Raw genomic sequence first — 19,666 nt, 5'->3', positions numbered from 1 at the left:
CGCTAACTGGCCCTAACAAAGCCTCTGGACGTGGCGGTGGGTGATCAGGCAGACGGCGATTCCGAGGAAGGCTTCGTGGATGTCGTCGCGTCGTTCCCAGCGGATGCGCAGGCGGCGGAAGCCATGCAGCCAGGAGATCGTCCGCTCGACAACCCAGCGGAAGGTGCCCAGGCCGGTGCCGTGCGGTTGTCCCCGCTCGGCGATCGCGGGCCGGATCCCGCGCTGGCGCAGGAGCCGGCGGTACTTGTCATGGTCGTAGCCGCGGTCCGCGAAGAGCATGTCGGGCCGTCGGCGCGGTCGGCCGACCACTCCCGCCACTGCTGGGATCTTGTCCAGCAGTGGCAGCAGTTGGGTGACGTCGTTGCGGTTGCCACCGGTCAAAGACACCGCGAGCGGGATGCCCTGCCCGTCGGTGATGATGTGGTGTTTGCTGCCCGGGCGTGCACGGTCGACCGGGCTGGGACCGCTTTTGGGCCTCGCCGTGCGGCCCGGACGTGGGAGGAGTCGATCACCGCCCGCGACCAGTCCAGCTGGTTCTTCGACCGCAGCTTGTTCAGCAGCAGCTGGTGCAGTTGGTCCCAGACACCGGCCTCGTTCCAGGCCGCCAGGCGACGCCAGCAGGTCATGCCCGAGCCGAAGCCGAGCTCCTGGGGCAGGTACTCCCATTGGATGCCGGTGTGCAGCACGAACAGGATGCCGCACAAGGCCTGACGGTCGGGCACTCGCGGCCGTCCCTCCACCAGCTTCGGCGGAGGCTCGGGCAGCAACGGCTCGATGAGCGACCACAGTTCGTCCGACACGATCCACGGCCGCGACTGACGCTTCCCCATGCCCCCCTCAACGAGCGACAAAGCAGACAGTCACACGATCAACCCCTTTTGTTAGAGCCAGTAAGTGCCTGCGTCTCTCGACCGCAGCAACTGTCCGCATTTGCGCGGTGGACGCACTCGCGCCGGTCAGCTCAACCTGCAACCGGCCGGTGGCGCGGCCCGGGATCGGTTCGCTGCTTGCGCTTGCGGGCGGAAACCGATCGGTTTACAGTGAGAGGAGGTGAAACCGATCAGTTTCCTTCTGGTGTTCGGGAGTGCGTGATGACGCTAAACAGGCCGGTGGCCCTGGTGACGGGTGCCTCCTCCGGCATCGGCAAGGAGACCGCGCTCGCGCTGGTCGCGGCGGGTTTCGAGGTGGCCGGCACGGGCCGCGACACCTCACGCGTCACCCCGCTGCAGGGTGTGACGTTCTTCGACCTCGACGTGGTCAGTGACAAGTCGGTCACCGCCGCGGTCCAGCAGGTGATCGAGAGGTTCGGGCGGATCGACGTCCTGGTCAACAACGCCGGCATCGGCGCGATCGGCGCGGCCGAGGAAACCTCCCTCGCGCAGGCCCAAGGTGTGTTCGACATCAACGTCTTCGGGATCATGCGCATGGTGAAGGAGGTCCTGCCGCACATGCGGGCCCGGGGGCGCGGCCGCATCATCAACCTCTCGTCCGTGCAGGGCTTCATCCCGGCTCCCTACATGGCCGTCTACGGCGCGTCCAAGCACGCGATCGAGGGCTACTCCCAGTCCCTGGACCATGAGGTCCGCCAGTACGGCGTCCGCTCGCTCCTCGTCGAACCCGCCTACACGAACACCGGGTTCGAGGCCAACAGCGCCAAGCCCGACGACCCCCTGCAGGTCTACGCGGACCAGCGGCACGTCTTCGACCGCCTGATGGCGGAGGCGATCAAGAGCGGTGACGACCCGGCCGTGGTCGCCAAGGCGATCGTCACAGCCGCCACCGACACCAAGCCGAAACTGCGCTACGCCGCCGGCCCCATGGCCGGACGCGCACGCATGCTCCGCTTCGCTCCCGCCTGGGTCCTGGACAAGCAGATCCGCACGATGAACAAGCTGGCCGGCTGACACCCTCACCCGCGCACTCCGTCACCGCAAACCCGTTCGCGCCGTTGATACCGGGAGAGAGTCATGTCCGAGACCCTGCACTCCGCCGCCGCTACCGTCGCGAGATGGCGCTCCGCCGAGGAACGCGGTGACGTCGACGCCGCGGTCGCCTGCCTGAGCCGGGACGTCGTGCTCAGCTCGCCGCTCACCGAGCAGTTCCGTTTCGAGGGATCTGACCAGCTGCGGGACTTCCTGACCTCGGCGTTCACGGCGGTCAAGGACGTCCGCTACCACACTCAGACCGGCGAGGGCGACGCGTACGCGCTGGTCTACCAGTCGCGGGTGGGGTCCCAGTCGTTCGAGGAGGTGCAGTTGTTGCGGTTCGACGACGAGGCGAAGATCAAGGAGATCACGCTCTTCGGGCGTCCGATGCCGGCCCTCACCGCCCTGATGACCACCCTGGGGCCGGAGCTCGCCCGCCAACAGGGCCGCCGGGGCCTCGCGGCGCTCATGCGCGCCAGCACCATACCCGTGCACGCGATGGTCACCTTCGGGGACCGCAGCATGGTCGCGAAGACCCGGCCGGCAGGCCGGCAGACCTGAAACCACCAGGTCCACTGGCCGTTTGGCCCCGTTCCCCGGCCACGGCAACGTCCGGCCGATCCCCTCACGCGCCGAGGTGATGCGGAAACTCGCCGCTCCCTCTGCCGACTTGACCCAACAGGAGGCGCCGGCGAGCCGCTCGAAGAGGTCGGTGACTCGGGGTGCGGCGCGTACAGGCTGTGGTTCTCCGTGTGTCCCAGGGGCGGCCGGGACGGCGGCTCAGCGCAGGCCGGCGAAGAGGTCGTTCTCGGGCAGGGGCGCGCCGGTGGTGTCGTGGACCCGGACGAACGTCTCCACGCCCATGAGTTGCGTGAACCTCTCCTTGCCCATCCGCAGGAAGAAGATGTTCTCAGCCTGGCTGGCATGCGCGGCCAGTGCGTCGAACTTCTGGCTGCCGAAGTCGGTGGTGTCCACCCACGTGGTGATCTCCTCGTCGGGCAGGCCGATTTCGGGCCCCTCTGCGGCCTCGGACGGATCCGGCTCCTCCCACTCCGCGCCGAACTCGCGCATGATCTGCCCGAATTCCTTCATCATCGAGCGCGGCGCCGTCGTCCAGTACACCTTCGACGCCATCCCGGTCAACGACAGCGCTGCCATCGTGATCCGGTTCGCCTGGATGTGATCGGGGTGGCCGTAGAACCCGTTCTCGTCGTAGGTCACGACGACATCAGGCTGGTACCGCAGCATCAGCTCGGCCAGCCGAGCGGCTGCCTCATCCACGGGCGTACTCCAGAACGATCCAGGCGCGGTGTTGGCCGGCCAGCCCATCATCCCGGAATCGGCGTAGCCGAGCAGCTCAAGATGACCGACCCCCAGGACGTCACAGCTCGCTTCGAGCTCGCCTCGACGCATCACGGCAACGGCAGCCGGGTCATGTCCGGGGTCACCCGGCTTGACACCCCCCGGACCGTCACCGCAGCCACCGTCGGTACACGTGACGAGCACGGTGCGGATGCCCTCCGCCGCATAACGAGCCAGGACACCCCCTGTTCCCGTAGCCTCGTCGTCCGGATGGGCGTGCACTGCCATCAGCGTCAAAGGCCGGTCAGCCATGAAATCCATCTCCTGGTCGGTCAAGTGATCGGTACCAGTCTGCGGCACAGCGGTACGTGACCGCCCGCAGCCCGCCGAGTCCGGCTGCCCCGGCCGGACAGACCGGCGAGGGGCACCACGGCCCGGGTGTCAGTGGACTCACACTTCCGGATGCTCGCCCCGCCCGCACGCACGGCGATCATGGCGACGGTGGTTCGCGTCCTCCTGGGCCAGGCGCCGTAGCAGCCGGACGACCGGTTCGAACAGCACGGTGAGGACCACCGCCCGCTCGGCGAGGGCGATGCGGTCCTCGATCCCCTCGAACTGCGCGAAGTCCAAATCGGCGGTGGAGGTGGCGAGCTGTGCGTAGGGGATGAGGTCGTCGGCCGTGTAGTCGGTGCCGAGGCGGCTCAGCGCGGCGAGACTTTCGGCGAGTGCGGGGCGGTGCGGTGACGCGTCGGAGATCCGCCAGCCCATGTTCTCGATGAGAGCCTCGACCCTCGCGGCGGCTGCGTCCGGTACAGCCTCGTCGGCGGCGCTCTCCGCTCCGGGACCGTCCTCGCTGTCCGCGCCGCCCTTCCCGTTCGTCTCTGCGGAGGGCACGGGCAGTGCGTGGTGGACGACGCCCAGAGTCTCGAACGCATCCAGTGGACGGTCGACGGCTTCGAGCACTTCACGGGTGCGGGCGACGGAGAGCCCGCCGAGCTGGATGAGAGAACGGATCAGACGGAGCCGCTGGATGTGCTCCTCGTCGTACTCGACCGTGGTCGGGTTCAGCGCGCGTCCCTCGGGGAGCAGCCCTTCCCGGCGGTAGTACTTGATGGTCGCCACCGGCACCCCGGACCGTCGGCTGAGCTCTGAAATCCTCATGCGCTCCCTCACGCTCAACTGTCCCTCCAGTATCGCGTTACCGGGGGTTGCCCCGCTGGGCTCGATAGTGCCACTATCAGGTACCCGGTAGTAACACTATCGAGTGCTTCTCGGTGTGCCCGCTTCTTCGTGCGCGTGGACGACATGCGCCCGCGGAAGCCGCCTGCACCGCCACGGCCACACCCAGCCGTAGTCCTTCCCCCGCGCCGGGCCCCGGTCAGTCAGTTCCGGGTCCGGTCGTCTCGTACGCCTCGACAACGGAGAACCACACCATGTCCCAGCGCATCGGCAAGACCCACTGGAAGCGCTTCGCCGTCGGCGCGGTTCCGACGGTGGCCGCCACGGCGGCGGTCGCCGTCTCCATGGCCCAGGGCGCACTGGCCGCTTCGTTCAGCATCTCCGGTTCCGACTTCCAGGTCTCGGCCGGCAAGCTGAGCGGCTCGGGATTCGGCAACTACGCCACGGTGGACGTCGCCAAGAACGGCAAGCACGTGCCCGTCTCCGTGTCGTCCATCAAGAACGCGACGATCGTCGACATGTGCCAGTCCGTGCCGGTGGACATCCCCGTGCTCGGGACCTACACGATGACGCTGAAGGCGGGCGGATCGGGTACGCCGGTCAAGGCCAAGGACCTGTACATCGACATGACCGACCTCCAGGCCAAGAAGGGCACCTTCACCAACGTCGACATCGGCGTCGCCACCGGTGCCATGACCAAGGGCCAGGTCAACCCGGAGGACAAGGTCGATCCCAACGGCTACGCCCAGCAGGCGAGTTCGGTCGAGATCATCGAAGCCCACCAGAAGGTCTGGGCCAGTTCTGCGGGCACGTTCGAACTGTCGGGCCTGCACATGAACATCGCGGCCGGCCGCCACGACTGCTTCTGACCTCGCTCCCGCCCTCTGGTCTCCCGTGCGCGCAAGCGGCCGGCGACTGCCCAGGGGGGCGGCAGTGCTCCACCGTCCTCGCGGACACCCTCACCCACTCACGACTTGGGAGCTGCCACATGACGAGTGCAGGTGCACCCGCGCACCCCCACAGTGACAGCGGCCTCGCCCGCGCTCGCCAGGACTTCCGGGCCTGGCGGCGCACCCGCCCCTTCTGGGCGGGTCTGCTGGTGGTTCTTGCCGCTGCGCCCATCATCTACTTCCCGTATTTCAACCTCTCCTTGGGCGCCCTGTCCGTGGCGATGTCCACCACTGCGGGGGCCGGGTCCCTGGTCATCGGCCTGACGCTGATCGTCCTTGGCGGACTCCTCTGGTTCCAGCCGGTCATCAGGTTCTTCGCCGGCTGCGTCGCGGTGTTCCTCGGCGTGCTGTCGCTTCCCATCTCCAACTTCGGCGGATTCGTCGTCGGCACACTGCTCGCGGCGGGGGGCGGACTCATGGCTCTGGCGTGGGGCCCGGTGGACGGGCACCCGCAGGACATACCCGACGCCCCCGAGGGGCCGTCGGTCGCCGTCAGCCGGGCGGGAGGACAGGGAAGTGAGTGACCAGTCGCCCGGCACCCGTGGCGAGGCCGCAGCCCCCCGATTCACCCGACCACCGAGGGGTCGGCACGCCATCTCCCGTACATCCGCGCTGGCGCGTCTGCGTCTGCCGGTCGGAAGGGCACTCGCGCTGACCGCGCTGCCGACCGCCCTCATCCTGGGAAGTCAACGCCTGCCGGAGCCCGCCGACACGAGCGCCACCGCGGCGCTCTCTGTTTCCGAAGAGGGGTCAGGTGGGTCTGGACCCAGCGGTGTCGACTGCGCCCGGCCCGACGACACCTCAACCTCTGCGACGAAAGCTCCCGCAAACCCCACCCCGTCCGCTGATCCCCGCACGGCCGGCGCTCACCCGAGCCGGGAGCCCGGCCCGCCGCCGTCGCACGCGGACGACGGGGGAGCAAGCCCGACCCCGGCACCGACCGCCACTCCCACCCCCTCGCCCAGCGCATCCTCCGCGACGACGAGCCTTGCGGACATCCTCGGTCCCCTCTTGGGTGACGATGCCGAGCAGCAAAGCCCGTCACCCGATGCGAGCCCTTCACTCCACGCGAGCTCTTCACCGAGCTCGGCGGCTTCGAGGTCAGAGTCCGGAGCACCGTCCGAACCCCGGCTGTCCACCACGCCCGTATCACCTGCTCCCAGCCACCGGGCCGTCGAGCCGTCGCCCCGACCAAAGTCGCCCCAAGGAACTGCCCGCACCTGCGACATCAGTGACCTCAAGGCCCCTGAGGACCATGAGGCCGGCCGATTCTCCGCCGAGGCATGGAACATGAAGGGGAGCCGCCTCGAACTGCACGACCTCGTCTTCGGCGGGGTGGTCACCGTGGACACAGCCGCCGGGCCCAAACGGGTGCTCAAGTTCACCGCGGCGGCGGTCACGATCCGCGACCTGAAGATGGCGGTACCCGTCGGCCCACAAATCCAGCACATCGACGGAGCGCCCGGTTCCACCTCCACGCTCCGGGGCGACGGCATCACCATGTACGTCGAAAGCCTGACCGGCACCCTCTCCAGCATCGAAAACCTTCCCGCACCACCCGTCCTCCGCCTGCACCTCACCCCGGACACCATTCCGGAGTGGCTCTACGACACGCTCGGGAAGCTCGACCTCAAGCTCCAACTCGGCCTGGACGACGCCGACATCGACCAGGCTGGACAGACAGGCGGAAAACTCGCCATCCCGGGGATCCACGGGTACGGCACACCACGCTGAAGCCACCCCCGAGCGGCTGTGGTCGGTCGTTGTCATGGGTGGCGACGACACCTGACCGCGGGGCTGTGTCGCGCGTCCGGCCGGGACCTGCCCCGGGCTACCAGGAAGCCAGTGAGCCGTCCGTGTTGCGCCAGACCGGGTTGCGCCAGCGGTGGCCGCGTTCGGCGGCGGCCCGGACCGCGTCCTCGTCGATGGTGATGCCGAGACCGGGCGCGGTCGGGCGGTCGATGTAGCCATGGCGGAACGTGAAGGGCGTGGTGTCGGCGAGGTAGTCCAGCAGTCCGCTGCTGTCGCCGTAGCCGATGCCCAGTGCCTGTTCCTGGATGAGGAAGTTGGGGATCGCGAAGTCGAGTTGCAGGCTGGCCGCGAGGGCGATCGGGCCGAGCGGGCAGTGCGGGGCCACCAGGACGTCGTACGCCTCGGCCATCGCGGCGATCCGGCGGGTCTCGGAGATGCCGCCGGCGTGGCTGATGTCGGGCTGGGCCACGGCGATGCCGTCGGAGAGCACCGAGCGGAAGTCCCAGCGGGAGTACAGCCGCTCACCGGTGGCGATGGGGATGGAGGTCGAGCGCACCACGGCGCCGAGGTCCTGGGAGAACTCCGGCAGCACGGGCTCTTCCACGAAGAGCGGCAGGAGAGGCTCCAGCAGTGGCAGGACGCGGCGGGACATCGCCCCGCTGAACCGGCCGTGGAAGTCCAGCGCCAGGTCGCGCTCCGGGCCGATGGCCTCGCGGACCGCGGTCACCCCGTCCACGATGGCGTTGATCGCGGCGGGCGTGGCGAGGGGCTCCAGCTGGCCGCAGGGGTTGAGTTTGACCGCCGTCATGCCCTTGGCGACCTGCTCGGCCGCCGATTCGGCCAGTTCCTCGGGGGTTTCGCCGCCGACCCAGCCGTAGACGCGCACCCGGTCGCGTACGTGGCCGCCGAGGAGCTGGTGGACCGGGACGCCGTGGCTCTTGCCTGCTATATCCCACAGGGCCTGGTCGATTCCGGCCAGGGCGCTGTTCAGGACGACGCCGCCGCGGTAGAAGCCGCTCTTGGCGAGGACCTGCCAGTGTTCCTCGATGCGGGCGGGGTCCTGGCCGAGCAGGTAGTCGAACATCTCCTCGACGCAGCGGGCGACGGTGTGGGCCTTGCCCTCGACGATGGGCTCGCCCCAGCCGGAGATGCCCTCGTCGGTGTCGATGCGGAGGAAGAGCCAGCGCGGTTCGACAAGGAAGAGCTCGTATCCAGTGATCTTCATGGGGTGGGTCTCCGGGTTCTGTGTTCTGTGCTGTGTACGGCCTGGCGAACCGGTGGCGGGGGCTGTCCGCCGGGGTGCGGCGAGCGGGTCGGTGCCGGACGGGCATGGCGGTTGCCGCCCGGTACGGGCGAGGCCCGGCGGCCTACTCCTGGGAGCTGATGCTGCGGCCACCGTCCACGAGAAGGTTTTGTCCTGTGATGAAGGAGGCGTCCTCGGAGGCGAGGAAGGCCACAGCGGCGGCGATGTCCTCGGGGGCGCCCAGCCTGCCGACAGGTGTGCGCCCGATGGTCTGCACCTTGTACTCCAAGGGCGTCTGGGCCCACAGGGCGGTGACCACGGCTCCGGGCAGGACGGCGTTGAACCGGATCTGTCCGCCGTACTCGACGGCCAACTGGCGTACGAGAGCGTCGATTCCGCCCTTGGCCGCCGCGTACGCCGGGAAGCCCTTGAAGCCGACGGCCGCGTGGACGGACGAGGTGATCACCACCGCGCCCCTGGCCGTCCTGAGCAGCGGCACCGCGGCCCGGACGCCGTAGAACACCGAGTCGAGGGAGAGCCGCAGCTGGTCGTGCCAGGCGGCGTCGTCGAGTTCGTGTGCCGCTCCCGGCAGGTTGCGACCGGCGTTGAGGTGGAGCACATCGAGGCGTCCCGTCCAGGACTCGGCCTCGGCGACGGCCGCCGTCCACTCCGTCGGCGAGGTGACGTCCAGCGGCAGGTCGCGTGCCTGCCCGCCCTCGGCGCGGATCTCCTCGGCCACGCGATGGGCGCCCTGCACGTCGACGTCCGTGACAAGGACGGACGCTCCCTCCGCCGCCAGCCGGCGGGCGGTGGCCGCCCCGATGCCCGAGGCGGCCGCGGTGAGCAGGGCCGTACGGCCCGTGAAACGTGCCGGTGCGGCGGCGACGGTCATGGCGTTTCCCCTGGTCGTGCCGGTCTGGCCGTGGAGCCGCGCAGCATCAGCCGCGGCTCGGTCGGTACGACGACATCTCCCGCCGGCTTGCCGTCGATGGTGGCGACCAGGGCGTCCACCGCGGCGGTTCCCAGCTCGTGCAGGGGCATCGCGACGGTGGTCAGCGGGGGATGGAGGTGCGCAGCCACGGGCAGGTCGTCGTTGCCGACCACGGAGACGTCCTCCGGGATCCTGAGGCCGAGGTCCCTGATCGCCGCCATGGCGCCTATCGCCTGGGCGAGCGAGCTGGTGTAGAGGGCGGTGACCGGTGGCCGCCCGTCGCCGTCGGCGGGGCGCAGCAGTGCCCGCGCCGCTGACCCGCCGCCATCCTCGGTGAAGTCCCCGGACGCGACCGGAGCCGCGTCCAGCCCCAGTGTGCCGGCGTGCCGCAGGAACGCCTCCTTGCGGACCTCGCTGGGGGTGATTCCGGGAGGGCCCGCGATGTGTCCGACCACTCGGTGGCCGAGGCCGTGCAGGTGGTCGAGCGCGGTCACGCTGGAGCGGGCGACGTCCATGGTGATGTTGCGCCCGGAGCCCTCGACCGAGCGGTTGAGGAAGACGTGCGGGATCGCGCTGCGGCTGAGCGCGTCCAGCAGGGGATGGCCGGGGCGGGCCGAGGCGATGAGCAGCCCGTCGACCCTGCCCTCCTGTACCAGGTCGTGGAAGGACTCGTCTGCTTCCTGCCCGTCGAAGTCCTCCGCCAGCAGGGAGAGATAGCCCAGTTCGCGGGCCCGCTGGTAGGCACCGCGGGCGATGGTGACGTACGTGGGGTTGGCGAGGGCCGGGATCAGCAGGGCCAGGGCGTGCGTGCTGGCGCCGGCCAGGGCCCGGGCCCCGGAGTGGGGTCGGTAGCCGAGTGCCTCGGCTGCCTCGTGGACGCGCCGGCGCGTTTCCGGCCGTACCGAAATGTCCTGTCGGCCATTGAGCACCTTGGACACGGTGGCCTTCGATACCCCGGCCGCGTGGGCCACATCCACGAGCTTGGCCCGGACGGGCTGTTCCGGCACGTGCTCCCCCTCTCCGGTGGGTGTCGCCCTGGTCCGCTGGTGCGGATCGAGGATGGCGCGTTCTGGCCTCTTGACACCTTCTGGCAACGCAACTTAACGTTCGCGAAAGCTTCAGTCAACCGGTTTCCTCGGTCGCAAATAAGCGATAAGTCTGAACAGAGCACCAGAAACCGGCTTGGCCGATACTGCTGTATCCCGGCCACAGCTGACGTGGAATCAGCTGGGCCGCAAGAGCCGCCCCGAACTCACTGCCGACGCGACCACCGTCGCAGCCGCAGTCCGCTGACGCCGGTGCGCACACTCGTCCCAGCAGACGGATGCGCTCACGTCCAGGGCGCCTCGCACCACCGCCGAGCGCCGGTGTTCCACCGGCCGCGCCACTCCTGCGTTCGCCTCCCGCAGTAGCCCACATGCCGCCACGGACCCTGTCGTACGTCTCGCAATGGCGTACGTCCCGCCACGAAAGGCCCATCGCCATGCCCATGTCAACGACGACATCTCTCGACAGACGGCGCTTCCTCGCCGTCTCCGCCGGAACCGCGCTCGCCGCGACCGGTCTGTCCGCCTGCGCCGGCTCCGTCGACAACGGCACGAACGCCTCGGGGAGCGGCAAGACGACGCTCACCGTGATGACGGTCGAGAACGAGTGGGACAAGAAGGGCCTCAAGGCCGCCGAAGAGGCGCTGGGGATGAACCTCAACGTCATCATCTGGGACGCCACCAAGCTCAACGCCATGCTCGCCGCCAAGAACCCGCCCGACGTGGTCCGCGGCTTCGGCGCGACCGAGACCCCGTACTTCGCCGCCCGCGACCTGATGACGGACCTGGACCCGTACTTCGCCAAGAGTTCGGTGCTGAAGCCCTCCGACCTCGACCCGGTCAACGACGTGTGGCGCTACGACGGCAAGAAGCAGGGCGCGGGCCCGCGCTACGGGATGGCCAAGGACTACTCCCAGGACTCCATGTTCTGGTACCGCACCGACCTGTTCCAGGCCGCCAAGCTGGACGCGCCGAGCGCTACGGAACCGATCTCCTACGACGAGTGGCTGGACCTGGGCAAGAAGCTGGTCAAGCGCCGCCTGGGCAAGGTCAAGGTGTACGGCCTGAACGCCACCGGCATGGGCGTCTTCCCGCAGCTCATGGGGATGACCGCATCCGCCGGCGGCAGCCTGTTCGCCGAGGACCTGGCGACGGTGGACTTCTCCTCTCCGGAGGCGCTGAAGGCACTGCGGTGGTACCTGGAGTACGCGAAGGCCGACATCGGCCCGAGCGTCGTCAACCCCAACCCGGACGGCTGGGACGGCCCCACCTACCAGGCCAACCGGATGGCGATGAGCTGCAACGGCTACTGGTTCGGCGGGCTGATCGGCGCCGACGCCAAGCTCGCCGGGGTCTCCCGCTTCGCGCCCGCCCCGCAGTTCGGCAGCAACCGCGTCAGCTCCTGCTTCGGCGCCACCGGCTTCTGGATCCCGAGGGACGCCAAGAAGAAGGACGCCGCCTGGAAGTTCTTCGAGTGGTACTTCGGCGGCAAGCCCGCCCAGGACCGGGCGGCCAGCGGCTGGGGCATACCGTCGCTGAAGTCGCTGCGTCCGAAGATGCCGCAGACCAACGCCTTCCAGAAGCAGGCGTTCGCGGTGCAGGAACAGGAGCTGCCGCACTTCTCCGTCCTCAGCTTCACCCCCTACGCCCAGCAGGCCGCCCTGGAGGGCGTGCTGAACAAGGTGCTGCCGGGCGCCGTGAAGTCCGGCACGTCCGCCGGCAAGGTCGCCGACCAGCTCAACTCCCGGATGAACGAGGCGCTCGCCCAGGGCAAGGAGCTCGTGGGGTGAGCACCGAACAGATCGCCGCGCCGGGCGCGCCGTCCCCTTCCGGGGAGACGGCCGCCGGGCCCGGGCCCCGCACCGGCGCGCACGCCGGTCGCAGACCCCGCTCGCTGACCACTCGGCGGTCCTGGTCCTTCTACGTGTTCGCCGGACCCTGGGTGCTGGGCTTCGTGGCCCTGACGGCCTTCCCGCTCGGCTACGCCCTGTGGCTGAGTCTCACCAACGCCGACGGGCTGTCGAACAACTCCCGCTTCGTCGGTCTGGAAAACTACCGGGCTGTCCTGACCGACCCGGAGACGCTGTCCTCACTGGCCCGCACCGGCGTGTTCGTCGCGATCACCGTGCCGCTCTCCATCGCCGCGGGGCTGCTGCTGGCGGTGCTCGTCAATCAGCCGATCCGAGCCCGCGGCCTGTTCCGCACCCTGCTGTACCTGCCCGCGGTCGTCCCGCCGGTGGGCGCCGCTCTCACCTTCAAGTTGATCTTCGACCGGGACTCGGGCGCGGCCAACGGTGTCCTGGACGCCCTGCACATCGACGGCGTGAGCTGGCTGATGGACCCCTACGCCCGTTGGGTCCTGGTCAGCCTGGTCCTGTGGGGCGCCGGCAACACCATGATCATCTCATTGGCGGGGCTCCAGGACATCCCCAAGGAGCTGCACGAGGCCGCCCGTATGGACGGGGCGAACGCCTGGCAGTCCTTTACCAAGATCACCGTGCCGATGCTCTCCCCGGTGCTGTTCTTCCAGGTCATCACGGGCATCATCGCCGCCGTGCAGAGCTTCCTGCCGCTGCTGATCTCCCTCGACCCCACCCCCAGGGGCGTCACGTCCGTTCCCGAGGGCAACTACCTGTTCATGATCCACGTGTTCGCCCAGTACTTCGCCAACGGCCGTTACGGATACGCCTCCGCGATGCTCTGGGTGCTGTTCCTGATCATCGTCGCGATCACGTTCCTCGTCTTCAGACTCAGCAAGGGTGCGGTCTTCTACTCCGTCGACCCGGAGCCGACCAGGCAGTCCAGGCCGCGCACGATCGGAGACAAGTGATGGTGTTCCCCCGCAGAAGTGCCGTCTACATGCTGCTGGTCGGTGCCCTCGTCCTCTTCCTCGGCCCGTTCGCCTGGCTGCTGAACACCGCCCTGAAGGACCCCTCCGAGCTGCGCGCGCTGCCGGTCCACTGGTGGCCGCACGACCCAAGCCTGAACAACTTTTATGACGCGCTGACCCGGATCGACTACCTCGGCTACGCCCGCAACTCCCTGACGATCGCCACCGTCTACGCCCTGCTGGTCACCCTGGCCTCCGCATGGGCGGGGTACGGCTTCGCCCGTCTCAACGCGCCCGGCAAGCGGCTGATCTTCTCCGTGCTGCTGTCGACGATGATGCTGCCGCAGGTCCTCACCCTCATCCCGACCTACCTGCTGTTCGCCAAGATGCACCTCACCAACACCTATGTGCCATGGGTGCTGTGGGGACTGTGCGGAGCCCCGTACCTGATCTTCCTCTTCCGGCAGTTCTTCTCGAACATGCCCAAGGAACTGGAGGAGGCCGCCATCGTCGACGGCTGCGGGCAGATCCGCATCTTCTGGCGGATCTTCCTGCCCCAGTCATGGCCGGTCATCGCCACCAGTCTGATCCTCTCCTTCAGCTGGACCTGGGGCGACTACATCGCGCCGGCCCTGCTGCTGGACGACACCCACACCACCCTCGCCGTCAAGCTCGCCTACGGCTACGTCAACGAGCACGGCGCACCGCTGGGGAACCTGGTCGCCGCGGGCGCGGTGATGTACGTCGTCCCGGTGCTGGCGTTGTTCCTGATCGTGCAGCGGGGCTTCGTCACCGGCGCCGCCACCTCCGGACTCAAGTGACCTCACGTTCACCGACTCACCTTCGCCGCAAAGGAACTTCGCATGACGCACACCCAGGGAACCCCCATGTGCCCCGTGGCGGTGGGGTCATGACGGAGCGTCCTGCCCTCACCCCGCAGCTGGGCCGGACACGGGTCATGGCCATCCTCAGGTCGGCTGACGCCTCCGGGCTGCCCGCCGTGGCCCGGGCTCTCGCGTCCGGCGGCGTCACCTGCCTGGAGGTCACCCTCACCACTGCCGGAGCGCTCGACGCACTGGCCGCCATCAGGGCGGAACTCGGCCCCGACGTCGCGGTCGGCGCCGGCACGGTGATCACCGCCGGCCAGGCCAGGGACGCTCTGGCGGCGGGAGCGGAGTTCCTGGTCGCCCCCCTCGTGGACACCGTCGTCGTCCGGAGCGCGGCGGACAGCGGCATCCCCTGCTACCCGGGCGCCTGGACACCGACCGAGGTGTGCCAGGCGTGGCGGGCGGGCGCCGCCGCCGTCAAGCTGTTCCCCGCGAGCACGGGCGGCCCCGCGCATCTTCGCCGGCTGCGAGCGCCCCTGCCCGAGATCCCGCTCGTCGCCGTCGGCGGCGTCGGCATCGACGAGGCGCGGGACTACCTGGATGCGGGAGCCTGTGCGGTCGGTATCGGCTCCCCGCTGCTGCGTGGGGCGGACCAGGACCCGACTCCGCAGGCGCTGGAGGCCCTCACTTCAAGGGCGCGCACCCTGCTGGACGCGGTCGGAGCCACCGGACGGGCCCGGGAGGCGAGCGCATGAGCAGATCCTCATCCCCGCCCGGCGAGCCCTACCTCGTGACCCTGGGCGACGTGCTCGCCGTCATGGCGGCCCGGGAACCCGGCCCGTTCGCGCTCGGCACGTCACTGCGCCTGGGCATCGCGGGCGCGGAGTCCAACGTCGCCGTCGGGGTCAGCCGGCTCGGCGGCTCCGCGACCTGGATCGGCCGGGTGGGCGACGACGAACTCGGCGAACTCGTCCTGCGGGAACTTCGGGCCGAAGGGGTCACCACGGTCGCCGCGCGCGACCCCGCCCCCACCTCCGTGCTGCTGAAGGAACGCCGCACCTCCACCCACAGCCGTACGCGCTACTACCGCGCCCACACGGCGGGGGCCCGGCTGACCGCCGACGACATCCCCGAGGACGTCGTCGCGGGGGCGGCGGTCCTGCACATCACGGGCATCACCCCGGCGCTCGGTGAGGGGCCCGCCGCGGCTGTGACCCGGGCCGTGGACATCGCCGCCGACGCCGGAGTGACGGTCACCCTGGACGTCAACTTCCGCTCGCTGCTGTGGAACGAGACCGAGGCCCGACGCACCCTGCTGCCCCTGCTGAGCAGGAGCGACCTGGTCTTCGCCGGACCGCACGAGGCCGGGCTCGTCGTGCCCGGCCTCGACGGACCGGAGGAACTCGCCGGGGGAATCTGCGACCTCGGACCCGGCGGTGCCGTGATCAAGCTCGGTGCCGACGGGGCGTACGCCCTCCTCGACGGACGGCCCCACCGGCAGCCCGCCGTGCCGGTCCGCGTGTACGACTCGGTGGGCGCGGGAGACGCGTTCGCCGCCGGGTACCTCGCCGAACTGCTGGCGGGGGAGCCCCCCGAGCGGCGACTGAGGACGGCGGCCCTGCTCGGCGCCTTCGCGGTGAGCACCGCCGGCGACTGGGAGGGCCTGCCCCGGCGCTCCGAACTGGGGCTGCTGGACCACCACGACGACATCGTCCGCTGACACCTCCCTGCCCCGGCCCAAGCGACATTCAGGACCACTCATGCCCACACCCCCCTCCAATGCCGCGATCCGCGTCCTCACCGGCTCCTACACCCCGGACTCCGGTGGTGACGGCACCGGCGTCGCCGCGCTGCTCCTCGATCCCACCACCGGCCGCATGACCTACGACGATCAGGTGAAGCCGCTGCCCGTCAGCGGGGCCTCCTTCCTGGCCGCGCACCCGTCGCTCGACGTCGTCTACAGCACGAACGAGACCGAGACGGGAACCGTCAGCGCCGTCTCCCACGACGGCGACGGCACCCTGTCCCCGCTGGGAGACCCGATGAACAGCGGCGGGACCAACCCGTGCCACCTCACCGTCCACCCGGGCGGGGAGTGGCTGCTGACCGCGAACTACGGCAGCGACACCGCACCCGGCACGGTCGCGGTGCACCTGCTCGCCGCGGACGGACGCCTGCTGGAACCGACCGATCTCGTCGTCCACCAGGGCTCGGGACCGGTCACCGGACGCCAGGAGGGCAGCCACGCCCATCAGGTCCTTCTCGACCCGGCGGGCCGTTATGTGCTGGCCACCGACCTCGGGGCGGACGCGGTGATCACCTACCGGCTCGACACCCGCACCGGAACCCTGGAGCGGGCCGCGGTGAACCCGATGAGCGCGGGATCGGGCCCCCGCCACCTCGCCTTCGCCCCCGGCGGCGACCTGGTGTTCAGCGCCGACGAGCTGTCCTCGACCGTCACCTGCCACCGCTACGACGCCGCCACGGGCACCTTGACGGCCCTGTCTTCCGTACCCGCCACGGTGACCCGGGACGTCGGCAACCAGCCCGGGGGAATCGCCGCCTCGTCCTGCGGACGCTTCGTGTGGGTGACCAACCGCGGCGCTGACACCATCGCCGCGTTCCGGCTCGCCGGCACCACCCTGGAACCGCTCGGCGAGGTCCCCGCCGGCGGCACCTGGCCCCGCGGCCTGACGCTGGCGGTCGGCCATCTCCTCGTCGCCAACCAGCACAGCGGCACCCTCGCCGCCCTGCGCGTCCTGGACGACGGAACCCTCGACCAGCCGCACCCGCCGCTCACCACTCCCTCAGTGGTCTGCGCCCTGGCGCTCTGACCGTCCTACCCCCTGTTCGTCCCACGTGCCTGAAAGGCAGTCATGTCCCACCCCGACACCACCCCCGCACGCTTCACCCTCGACCCGGCCTTCGCCGTCGGCATCGTCAACCCCCGTCTGTACGGATCGTTCGTCGAGCACATGGGACGCTGCGTCTACACCGGCATCTACGAACCCGGCCACCCCGCCGCCGACGCGGACGGCCTGCGCCAGGACGTCCTGGACCTGGTCCGCGAACTCGGCGTCACCACGGTCCGCTACCCCGGCGGCAACTTCGTCTCCGGCTACCGCTGGGAAGACAGCGTCGGGCCGCGCGAGGAGCGGCCCACCCGGCTGGACCTGGCGTGGAAGTCCACCGAGACCAACGAGTTCGGCCTGAGCGAGTTCATGGACTTCTGCGCGAAGAGCGGCATGGAGCCCATGATGGCCGTCAACCTCGGCACCCGCGGCGTCGAGGACGCCGTACGGCTGCTCGAGTACTGCAACCACTCCGGCGGCACCGAGCTGTCCGACCGCCGCGCGGACCACGGCGACAAGGAGCCGTACGGCATCCGCATGTGGTGCCTGGGCAACGAGATGGACGGCCCCTGGCAGACAGGCCACAAGACCCCCGAGGAGTACGGCCGCCTCGCCGCCGAGACCGCCCGCGCCATGCGGCAGGTCGACCCCGGTCTGGAACTGGTCGCCTGCGGCAGCTCCAGCTCCGCCATGCCGACGTTCGCCTCCTGGGAGTCGACGGTCCTGCAGGCGGCGTACGACCTCGTCGACCACGTCTCCCTGCACGCGTACTACGAGGAGATCGACGGTGACCGCGACTCCTTCCTGGCCTCCGCCGTCGACATGGAGCACTTCATCGAGTCGGTCGTCGCCACCTGCGACCACGTCAGAGCCCGCCTCAAGACGGACAAGCGCATCAACCTCTCCTTCGACGAGTGGAACGTCTGGTACCAGAAGAGGCCCAACCCGCACCACGTCGAGGACTGGCAGCAGGCGCCGCGCCTGCTGGAGGACGTCTACACCGTCACCGACGCCGTGGTCTTCGGCTCGCTGCTCATCGCCCTGCTGCGGCACGCCGACCGGGTCACCGCCGCCTCGCTCGCCCAGCTCGTCAACGTCATCGCGCCGATCATGACCGAGCCGGGCGGCCCGGCCTGGCGGCAGACCACCTTCTACCCCTTCGCCCAGGCGTCGGCGTACGGCCGCGGCCGGGTGCTGCGCGTCGAGGTGGACAGCCCGACGTACACCACCGCCAGGTTCGGGGAGGTGCCGCTGCTGCACGCCACCGCGGTGATGGACGACGAGACCGGCGACGTCACCGTCTTCGCCGTCAACCGCGGCCAGAGCGACGCCCTGCCGCTGCGGATCGACCTGCGCGGCGTCGACGGCCACACCCTCGCGGAGCACCTGGTCCTGGCCGACAGCGACCCGGAGGCCATCAACACCGCCGACCGGCCCGACCGCGTCACCCCGCACACCGCCACCGGCACGACCCTCTCCGACGGCGTCCTGCACGCCGAACTCGAACCGCTCTCCTGGAACGTGATCCGCCTGACCCACGGACAGAACTGACGCATCGTAACCACTGCCATGCCCCCGGGATGAACCTATGACAGTCCTTGCCCACCCCCTGTTCCGAGACCCCGTCCACGACGGCGCGGCCGACCCCACCGTCATCTGGAACCGGCACGCCGGCGCGTGGTGGATGCTCTACACCAACCGCCGCGCCGACGCGCCACCGTCCGACGACGTGAGCTGGGTGCACGGGACCGACATCGGGATCGCGTCCTCCGCGGACGGCGGAGCCACCTGGCTGTACCGGGGAATCGCCGAGGGGCTGGACATCGAGCCCGGGCGGCACACCTACTGGGCCCCGGAGATCGTCGACGACGGAACCGAGTACCACATGTTCGTCAGCGTCATCCGCGGTGTTCCGGCCCAGTGGGAGGGTCACGCACGCGTGATCCGTCATTACACGAGCCACGACCTCTTCTCCTGGGCCTACCGCTCCACCCTGCCGCTGTCGTCCGACAGGGTGATCGACGCCTGCGTCCTGCGGCTCCCCACGGGCGGCTACCGCATGTGGTACAAGGACGAGGCCGACCACCAGCACACCTACGCGGCGGACAGTGACGACCTGATGCGGTGGACCGTGCGAGGACCCGCCGTCGAGTGCTCGCAACACNNCTCGACGGCAGGTACTGGATGCTCGTCGACGAATGGCACGGCCTGCGCGTCCTGCGCTCACCGGACCTGGAGATCTGGGAACCCCAGGGCCTCATTCTCGATCGCCCGGGCAAGGGCACGGACGACGGGACGTACGGCCTGCACGCCGATGTCGTCACCAGCGAACTCGGCGCCTACATCTTCTACTTCACGCACCCCGGGCGGTCCGACGACGGCGCTGCGGACGACAGCGACTACCACCACCGGCGCAGCTCGATCCACGTGGCCCGCCTGCGGGTGAGCGGGGACACCCTCGTGTGCGACCGCGACGAAGCGCTCGAAGCCCCCGTCCTGCCCCTCGAAGGGCCGAACCGATGACACGCATCCGACGCGCGAGGCGAGGGGCCCTCCGGGCGGGGACGGCCCTGTTCGTCGCCGCGCTCCTTTCCGTCACCGCGTGCCGGGCCGAGGAACAGGCCGGCTCCGGTGTGACCCTGCTCGACGGGAACAGGATCACCGTCACCGGTCCCACCGTCGTATCCGCCCTGCCCGTCGACGCCGCGCCCGCACGGAGCCAGATCCCGTCACTGAAGAGCGTGGCGCTGCAGTACCCCGGCGTCCGGGTCCTCATCACCGACTCCGACGGCCGTACCACCGACGCCGCACTGCGCAACTTCGCGGCGA

The 19,666-nt window shown here is 69.7% G+C and carries 19 protein-coding genes; 13 read left to right on the top strand and 6 right to left on the bottom strand.

The features are described 5' to 3' along the window. Positions 1-12 precede the first annotated feature (12 nt). Positions 13-830, bottom strand: a protein-coding gene (locus CCL05_RS04335) for an IS5 family transposase (RefSeq protein WP_244204152.1) whose coding sequence is annotated in 2 segments (ribosomal slippage) — positions 13-470 and positions 470-830 — 819 coding nt in all. Because the reading frame shifts where the segments join, the coding sequence is not laid out codon by codon here. Between the two features lie 261 nt (positions 831-1,091). Here CCL05_RS04335 and CCL05_RS04330 point away from each other — a divergent pair. Together CCL05_RS04330 and CCL05_RS04325 are read left to right on the top strand one after the other, a co-directional pair. After that, complete coding sequence (locus CCL05_RS04330; protein ID WP_086559142.1) at positions 1,092-1,904, top strand: oxidoreductase; 813 nt, start codon at positions 1,092-1,094, stop codon at positions 1,902-1,904. 63 nt (positions 1,905-1,967) lie between these two features. Next, positions 1,968-2,486 carry a nuclear transport factor 2 family protein gene (locus CCL05_RS04325; protein ID WP_086559141.1) on the top strand — a complete coding sequence of 173 codons (519 nt, stop codon included), beginning with the start codon at positions 1,968-1,970 and terminating at the stop codon, positions 2,484-2,486. Positions 2,487-2,705: 219 nt separating this feature from the next. On the opposite strand, the gene CCL05_RS04320 is transcribed toward CCL05_RS04325, so the two are convergent. Both CCL05_RS04320 and CCL05_RS04315 read right to left on the bottom strand, forming a co-directional pair. After that, complete coding sequence (locus CCL05_RS04320; RefSeq protein ID WP_086559143.1) at positions 2,706-3,539, bottom strand: PIG-L family deacetylase; 834 nt, start codon at positions 3,537-3,539, stop codon at positions 2,706-2,708. Positions 3,540-3,677: 138 nt separating this feature from the next. Further along, complete coding sequence (locus tag CCL05_RS04315) at positions 3,678-4,388, bottom strand: MerR family transcriptional regulator (RefSeq protein WP_086559140.1); 711 nt, start codon at positions 4,386-4,388, stop codon at positions 3,678-3,680. A 272-nt stretch (positions 4,389-4,660) separates the two neighbouring features. Between CCL05_RS04315 and CCL05_RS04310 the strand changes: the two genes are divergently transcribed. From CCL05_RS04310 to CCL05_RS04300, 3 genes are all read left to right on the top strand, one after another. Next, on the top strand, positions 4,661-5,275 hold the full coding sequence (locus tag CCL05_RS04310; protein WP_086559139.1) for a DUF6230 family protein: 615 nt from the start codon (positions 4,661-4,663) through the stop codon (positions 5,273-5,275). A 119-nt stretch (positions 5,276-5,394) separates the two neighbouring features. After that, positions 5,395-5,880: a DUF6114 domain-containing protein gene (locus CCL05_RS04305; protein WP_208641357.1), complete on the top strand. Its 486-nt coding sequence runs from the start codon at positions 5,395-5,397 to the stop codon at positions 5,878-5,880. A 766-nt stretch (positions 5,881-6,646) separates the two neighbouring features. Continuing rightward, positions 6,647-7,090: a hypothetical protein gene (locus CCL05_RS04300; RefSeq protein WP_086559138.1), complete on the top strand. Its 444-nt coding sequence runs from the start codon at positions 6,647-6,649 to the stop codon at positions 7,088-7,090. Positions 7,091-7,187: 97 nt separating this feature from the next. Here the strand turns inward: CCL05_RS04300 and dgoD are convergent, their stop codons facing one another. The 3 genes from dgoD to CCL05_RS04285 all read right to left on the bottom strand — a co-directional run bounded on the left by dgoD (position 7,188) and on the right by CCL05_RS04285 (position 10,289). Next, positions 7,188-8,333, bottom strand: a complete 1,146-nt coding sequence (dgoD, locus tag CCL05_RS04295) for a galactonate dehydratase (protein WP_086559137.1) — start codon at positions 8,331-8,333, stop codon at positions 7,188-7,190. Positions 8,334-8,475: 142 nt separating this feature from the next. After that, on the bottom strand, positions 8,476-9,243 hold the full coding sequence (locus CCL05_RS04290) for an SDR family NAD(P)-dependent oxidoreductase (protein ID WP_086559136.1): 768 nt from the start codon (positions 9,241-9,243) through the stop codon (positions 8,476-8,478). After that, entirely contained in the window at positions 9,240-10,289 is a 1,050-nt protein-coding gene (locus CCL05_RS04285; protein WP_086559135.1) for a LacI family DNA-binding transcriptional regulator, read from the bottom strand. Before CCL05_RS04285 ends, CCL05_RS04290 begins: the two co-directional genes overlap by 4 nt. Positions 10,290-10,771: 482 nt before the next feature. Here CCL05_RS04285 and CCL05_RS04280 point away from each other — a divergent pair, with 482 nt between their 5' ends. From CCL05_RS04280 to CCL05_RS04240, 8 genes are all read left to right on the top strand, one after another. Continuing rightward, positions 10,772-12,118, top strand: coding sequence for an extracellular solute-binding protein (locus CCL05_RS04280; protein ID WP_341868238.1), 1,347 nt, complete (start codon positions 10,772-10,774; stop codon positions 12,116-12,118). Further along, a complete protein-coding gene (locus tag CCL05_RS04275) occupies positions 12,115-13,158 on the top strand; it encodes a carbohydrate ABC transporter permease (protein ID WP_086559133.1) in 1,044 nt (347 codons plus the stop codon). The genes CCL05_RS04280 and CCL05_RS04275 overlap by 4 nt, the downstream gene beginning before the upstream one ends. Beyond that, entirely contained in the window at positions 13,158-13,979 is an 822-nt protein-coding gene (locus CCL05_RS04270) for a carbohydrate ABC transporter permease (protein WP_086559132.1), read from the top strand. The genes CCL05_RS04275 and CCL05_RS04270 overlap by 1 nt, the downstream gene beginning before the upstream one ends. Positions 13,980-14,068: 89 nt before the next feature. Beyond that, positions 14,069-14,740: a bifunctional 4-hydroxy-2-oxoglutarate aldolase/2-dehydro-3-deoxy-phosphogluconate aldolase gene (locus tag CCL05_RS04265; RefSeq protein ID WP_086559131.1), complete on the top strand. Its 672-nt coding sequence runs from the start codon at positions 14,069-14,071 to the stop codon at positions 14,738-14,740. Next, positions 14,737-15,705, top strand: a complete 969-nt coding sequence (locus CCL05_RS04260) for a sugar kinase (RefSeq protein ID WP_086559130.1) — start codon at positions 14,737-14,739, stop codon at positions 15,703-15,705. Before CCL05_RS04265 ends, CCL05_RS04260 begins: the two co-directional genes overlap by 4 nt. A 40-nt stretch (positions 15,706-15,745) precedes the next feature. Beyond that, positions 15,746-16,819, top strand: a complete 1,074-nt coding sequence (locus CCL05_RS04255) for a lactonase family protein (protein WP_086559129.1) — start codon at positions 15,746-15,748, stop codon at positions 16,817-16,819. A gap of 42 nt (positions 16,820-16,861) precedes the next feature. Continuing rightward, positions 16,862-18,388 (top strand): arabinosylfuranosidase ArfA, encoded by a 1,527-nt coding sequence (gene arfA / locus CCL05_RS04250; RefSeq protein ID WP_086559128.1) that lies wholly within the window; start codon positions 16,862-16,864, stop codon positions 18,386-18,388. A 968-nt stretch (positions 18,389-19,356) separates the two neighbouring features. Beyond that, a partial coding sequence (locus CCL05_RS04240; RefSeq protein ID WP_143589805.1) for a hypothetical protein occupies positions 19,357-19,666 on the top strand: 310 nt, incomplete at its 3' end.

It is taken from the genome of Streptomyces africanus, from assembly GCF_002150735.1.
Taxonomy (GTDB): domain Bacteria; phylum Actinomycetota; class Actinomycetes; order Streptomycetales; family Streptomycetaceae; genus Streptomyces; species Streptomyces africanus.
This window is presented reverse-complemented; position numbering and strand designations above follow the sequence as displayed.